At 56.8% G+C, this 4,787-nt stretch carries 8 protein-coding genes and 1 pseudogene; 6 read left to right on the top strand and 3 right to left on the bottom strand.

Going from position 1 to position 4,787, the window contains the following annotated elements; translation table 11 throughout:
* The 4 genes from ACOCD2_RS12545 to ACOCD2_RS12530 form a co-directional block, all read left to right on the top strand.
* Positions 1-352: hypothetical protein (locus ACOCD2_RS12545; RefSeq protein ID WP_305800355.1), on the top strand; the 352-nt coding region annotated here is incomplete at its 5' end.
* A 32-nt stretch (positions 353-384) separates the two neighbouring features.
* The gene (locus ACOCD2_RS12540) at positions 385-618 is read left to right on the top strand and encodes a YgaP family membrane protein (RefSeq protein ID WP_293649190.1); all 234 of its coding nucleotides are present in this window, start codon (positions 385-387) and stop codon (positions 616-618) included.
* A gap of 19 nt (positions 619-637) precedes the next feature.
* Complete coding sequence (locus tag ACOCD2_RS12535; RefSeq protein ID WP_293649187.1) at positions 638-916, top strand: thioredoxin family protein; 279 nt, start codon at positions 638-640, stop codon at positions 914-916.
* A complete protein-coding gene (locus ACOCD2_RS12530) occupies positions 909-1,604 on the top strand; it encodes a hypothetical protein (protein WP_293649184.1) in 696 nt (231 codons plus the stop codon). The genes ACOCD2_RS12535 and ACOCD2_RS12530 overlap by 8 nt, the downstream gene beginning before the upstream one ends.
* 245 nt (positions 1,605-1,849) lie before the next feature.
* Here the strand turns inward: ACOCD2_RS12530 and ACOCD2_RS12525 are convergent.
* A pseudogene (locus ACOCD2_RS12525) lies at positions 1,850-2,002 on the bottom strand (transposase); the annotation flags it as partial.
* Positions 2,003-2,065: 63 nt separating this feature from the next.
* A complete protein-coding gene (locus tag ACOCD2_RS12520; RefSeq protein ID WP_419584268.1) occupies positions 2,066-2,233 on the bottom strand; it encodes a hypothetical protein in 168 nt (55 codons plus the stop codon).
* On the opposite strand from ACOCD2_RS12520, the gene ACOCD2_RS12515 reads away from it, so the two are divergent.
* Positions 2,186-2,536 (top strand): sigma factor-like helix-turn-helix DNA-binding protein, encoded by a 351-nt coding sequence (locus tag ACOCD2_RS12515; protein WP_293649182.1) that lies wholly within the window; start codon positions 2,186-2,188, stop codon positions 2,534-2,536. The genes ACOCD2_RS12520 and ACOCD2_RS12515 overlap by 48 nt on opposite strands.
* A 292-nt stretch (positions 2,537-2,828) precedes the next feature.
* Here the strand turns inward: ACOCD2_RS12515 and ACOCD2_RS12510 are convergent, their stop codons facing one another.
* Positions 2,829-4,214, bottom strand: coding sequence for a multiheme c-type cytochrome (locus ACOCD2_RS12510; protein WP_293672777.1), 1,386 nt, complete (start codon positions 4,212-4,214; stop codon positions 2,829-2,831).
* A 211-nt stretch (positions 4,215-4,425) separates the two neighbouring features.
* Between ACOCD2_RS12510 and ACOCD2_RS12505 the strand changes: the two genes are divergently transcribed.
* On the top strand, positions 4,426-4,743 hold the full coding sequence (locus tag ACOCD2_RS12505; protein WP_293885945.1) for a hypothetical protein: 318 nt from the start codon (positions 4,426-4,428) through the stop codon (positions 4,741-4,743).
* The last annotated feature ends 44 nt before the right edge of the window (positions 4,744-4,787 follow it).

Below are 4,787 nucleotides of genomic sequence, written 5' to 3'. Positions count from 1 at the left end.
TATAGAGGAGATCTACATGTCCGCACCCGAACTGCACTCGTCCATCGTCGCCCTGGTCTCGCTTGCCGCGGGCATCGCCGCCAAGCATCCTGACATGGGGCTGTGTCAGCTCAAGAAGCTGCGCGTTATGGACATTCCCGACGAACAGATCGCTACCGTGGTCGAGATCGCTCGCCACATCCGCGATGAGGCCGCTCAGAAACTGGACGCGACTTTTGACGAAAAGGTCGACATCGCCCTGCCGGAGCCGGCGCCAGCGCCAGCAAAGCAACGGGTCACCATGCCCGAATTGAAGATCCAGAGTGGCAACAGCTGCTGCTCGTCCACTCCCAGCTGCCAGAGCTGCTGCTGACCTATTCCAAACCTGAAAAAAGGAGAACTTTTATGACCGTGAACAAAGCCATCAATGCCATGGCCGGGGCCTTTGTAATGCTGGGCCTGACACTCTCCCACCTGGGCGGGACCATCAACATCACCCAACCCAGTTGGCTGTGGTTGGTCGCCTTCGTCGGTTTCAACCTGTTTCAGTCCTCCTTTACCGGACTGTGCCCGGCGAAATATATATTTCGCGCCATGGGCCTGAAAGACACAGAACAAGGCGGCTCCTGCTGCTCCTGACACAAGAGGTATCGTAACGATGAAAAACATCAAGGTAGTGGGCACCGGTTGTGCCAATTGCAAAACCACCCTCAAACTGATCGAGGAGGCCGCCAAGGGCATCGAGGTCGAACTGAAAAAGGTCGAGGACGTGCTGCAGATCATGAGCTATGGCGTTATGTCCACCCCGGGCGTGGTGGTGGACGGCAAGGTGGTGCATGCCGGCGGCATTCCTTCCAAAGAAGCGATCGAGAGTTGGCTCAGCGGTGAAGGCGCCAGCGACTGCAGCAGCATATCCAGTGGTGGCTGCTGTGGCTGATCAGCGGCACATCCTCGCCTCGATCATACTTGGGCTGCTTGCCACCAAGGCAACGGCCCAGGTACAGTGCATCAACCCAGTGGACTCCCATGGCGAGCGGGAGCGTATCGTTCAGGGGGACTACAGCGCCACGGTCCGGTGGAGGCAGGTTGCGCTTTCCCGAAACACCATCGGCTATGGATCCGCCGAACAGCGCGCCTATGAGCTCACCATCGATCATGGAAAGGTCCATATGGTCCGGCCGGCGAAGGACGGTGGCTTCGAGGTTCGTCACGACCCGGCACCCGACGGGAGCGCCGTCATGCTGCAACTGGCGACGCCCTCGAGGTGGCAGGCGGCTGGGTCGCTGGATGCAATATCGAGCTTCGATGACCTCTCCTTCGTCTTCGATGAGATGCAGGAAGACCTCGGCTGCGGCGACGACGCTGTATTGCCCTTCCGCATCGAGGGTCATATCCAGGAAGCCACCTGGAGCCTGGATACCAGGCCCAAGAATCATGTCGGCCATGCAAAGGCCCAAAGGGCCACCATCGTGGGGATCTATAGCCGCCAAAACAAAAAGCGCCTGTTCATGGTTCCCGGTTACAACCTGCATGCGCATATCGTGCTGCATGGTAATGGACTGGCGGGGCACTTGAGGAACCTGACACTCGATGAAGGCGCCCAGCTCTATCTGCCTGGCCAATAGAGAGGCACCATGGAAACATTGACCCAGTTTCTTTCCAAGTGTGTCTTCGACCTCGTGATAGATTTTGGGACATCCCAGTCCCCAAAATCGACTCGGCCTTTGACAATCTGTTAGTAGGCAATCCGTAGATATTCGGGGAAGTAATTTCATAGAACTACCTAAGTGACTGTATTTGTCGGGAAATTATTGTTTATTTTGGTTCTTCTCCGGTTATGTGAGTGAAGAACATGTCGAACCGTAGATATTGAGTGGTCATCTGGCAATAAAGTCTGGCGGATTTTGAGCTTGAAATACCCCGTATCCCGAATACCCCTCGCACGCTTTCTGATCATGCCGATTGCGATATTGCCCGCTTCAATTCTGGCGCTGGTCAGCTTATGTTTGGCATAGTTGCAAACGCTGCCAGCCATGGAGAGCGAAGCGAAGGCTGGTAGTCCCCAGTAGCCGCGAGGCCGCACTGCTTACCCGTCGTGCGCATAGCGCCAGAGGGGAAGCAAAGTAGGCATCCTAACGCGGCGTCCAGTCATTGGGAGGCAAGTACGGAGCAGCAACGAGCTTGCGAAGTTGTTGCGTAGTGCTTGGTGACCAGGACGGCTGGGGCACGAATAGGTTGTCAAAGGCCGAGTCATGAGGAACCCCCGGCGCCGGTCGCCGAGATCGCGGCGGTAGATTCTCTCGCCGAGTGCCTGCCCCGCGCCCTGCAGGATCTCGATGCAGCCGACCGAGAGGCGATCAAGCTTTGTGACCTGGAGTGCATGAAACAGGCAGAGTACGCCCGCGCCAAGGGCATCTCACTGGCCGGCGCAAAGTCGCGGGTGCAACGGGCGCGCCGCCGCCTGAAACAGGCCCTGCAGGCCTGCTGCCAGATCCGTTACGACGAATCGGGCAGCATCTGCTGCTACGCCCTCAAACCTTTCACGCAGGAGTCATAACCCAACTTGATTACCCACCATCTTCAGCCGCCAGGCAGCCCAATTTAGTCGCGTCCAACCCCTCCGACATAGGCAAACCTGGATTCTTACTATGATGCAAACCAAGGTTGATTTTGGCCAAATTTGGCAATGTAAAGAAGCTACACGATGAAACAACCAGTGCAACCCATTGTTTTTACGTCGATTACTGATTAATCGAGATAGCTGAAATTGGTGGGTAATCAAGTAACCCAATGGAACAGCAGATATCCTCCGCTGCCAGCCATGGAGAGCGAAGCGAAGAAAAGTGGGATCAATCCAAGGTGATTGTCCTGGCGACCATGTCGCGTTGCGCCAGTTTCCAGTGCTTGCGGTCCGACAGGGGCTTAAAGGCATCGCGATAGACCAGACGGGCCTTGACGGTAATGCCTTTGGTGCCGGTCGGGGGCAGTTGGAATATGAACTTGCCGTGATTGGGTTCGCGGGGCCTGAGGGCGGTATCGAACACCAGCGCGTCCGCGGCAAAACCGCCGACACCGACCATGGGTTTGTTACCCATTTTCGGAATTGGTTTCGACCGGTAGACCTTGGCGTACATCTTGCCGGGCATGCCGGCCCAGTCGTTGGCGTCACGCTGCTTGGTCTTCGGGTTGCCGAAACCAGCCAGTGGGGGAAGAAGCCCGCGCTTGTCCCCCACGTATTTCAGGGGCTTGCCATTGGCATCGAGCACATCGATTTTCAGGATGACATTGCGGATGGGGCCGGATCCCGGCACTTTGTGTCCGGCGCCGACGTTCTCCACCATGGTGTTGACGACCAGTTTTCCACCCTCGACCACCGGCTTTACTTCCAAGCTAAGTGCCTTGCGCAGCATCCCCTGATCATGGGCGCCGATGAATGTGTGGGCACGGGTGCCATTGCGGCGCGGGCGATCGGTCACCGTATCGGCAAGCAGAACCGGCTCTTCGTTCAGCGGCATATGACACTCCTGGCAGGTCTTGTCAGTTTTGCCCTCCGCATAGGCCTTTTTCCAGTCGTCATAGGTGGAGATGGAGAGAAACTTCTCCTGGTTCAGATGGCAGGTCGCACATAGTTCCGATGAGCGGATCAGGGCATCCTGCGTCGTGGGGTGGGCGGGGGGCTGGGCATCGGCAAAGGGGCCGTGCTTGGCACCGTTGGTATCACGCACGACTGTTTCAAAAATACGCGTGTGATAGCGCCCATCCTTGTCTTGGCGGATATTGACCTTGGCCACGGTGTGACAGAAGTTGCAGGAAATGCCATGGTCGAGCTTCTCGCGCATCACCTGACCGAGATCCACCTCACGCCCCTTGGCATGCTCATCGAGGACCAATTCGGGGACATGGCAGTCGGCGCAGTCGCCCTTGGCGCCATGGGTGAAGGGCTGGAAGCCTAGGCCGTCTTTCTTCCCCTCCGGGTTGGTACCGGTGTAGAACTGATAGACGATGGGATTCTCCAGGTCCTGCCCCATGCGGGACGAGGCCCATTCCTTGTAGATCCGTTGGTGGCAACTACCGCAGTACTTGGGATCCTTGAGTGGGTCTGGGCTGGCGCCGGCCATGCCGGCCAGCATCGACAGGCAGGCGGCCAAGGTAAGGATGTAACGCATCATGCGCTGTTCTCCAACGAGGATTATAACCGGAAGGATAGCATAAATCCCCGATCGGAGAGAAAACATGATCCGGGTTAGCCGGTCCTCAAGGGCTTGCGGTAGGGCGGGTCAGTTCGATTTGCCGACCGTCGCGATGAATGAGGCAGGCTTGTACTCGTCTTAGGGGTGAGTAGTTACCCTCTATCAAGCGTATCTTCCAGGCTGGATGATGAGTTATTGCAATTAAGAGAAATAGCATTGGAACGAAAATAGGTTAGTCAAGCGTGTCTTCGGCCTCGTGATAGATTTTGGGACATCCCAGTCCCCAAAATCGACTCGGCCTTTGACAACCTATTGGTGCCCCAGCCGTCCTGGTCACCCAGCACTGCGCAACAACTTCGCAAGCTCGTTGCTGCTCCTGGTACTTGGCTCCCATATGACTGGACACCGCGTTCGGAGGTCTACTTTGTTTTCCCTCCGGCGCAAGGCGAGCCGGGAAAACAGTGCGGCCTCGCGGCTGCTGGGGTCTACCAGCCTTCGCTTCGCTCTCCATGGCCGGCAGCGAAAGAAAGTTTATGATCTATCGGAACTTGACAGCAGAAGGGGAAGTATGTAAACACCCTTTAAAAGGTGGTCAATAACATCAAGCGCCAATGTTAG

Origin of the sequence: Thiolapillus sp., from assembly GCF_048562965.1 — a bacterium.
Taxonomy (GTDB): domain Bacteria; phylum Pseudomonadota; class Gammaproteobacteria; order Chromatiales; family Chromatiaceae; genus Thiolapillus; species Thiolapillus brandeum_A.
This window is presented reverse-complemented; position numbering and strand designations above follow the sequence as displayed.

Bases quoted from the DNA above. Each gene is read 5' to 3' on its own strand.
- ACOCD2_RS12540 (WP_293649190.1), top strand. From the start codon at position 385: ATGACCGTGAACAAAGCCATCAATGCCATGGCCGGGGCCTTTGTAATG.
- ACOCD2_RS12535 (WP_293649187.1), top strand. From the start codon at position 638: ATGAAAAACATCAAGGTAGTGGGCACCGGTTGTGCCAATTGCAAAACC.
- ACOCD2_RS12520 (WP_419584268.1), bottom strand. From the start codon at position 2,233: ATGACTCGGCCTTTGACAACCTATTCGTGCCCCAGCCGTCCTGGTCAC.
- ACOCD2_RS12510 (WP_293672777.1), bottom strand. From the start codon at position 4,214: ATGTTTTCTCTCCGATCGGGGATTTATGCTATCCTTCCGGTTATAATC.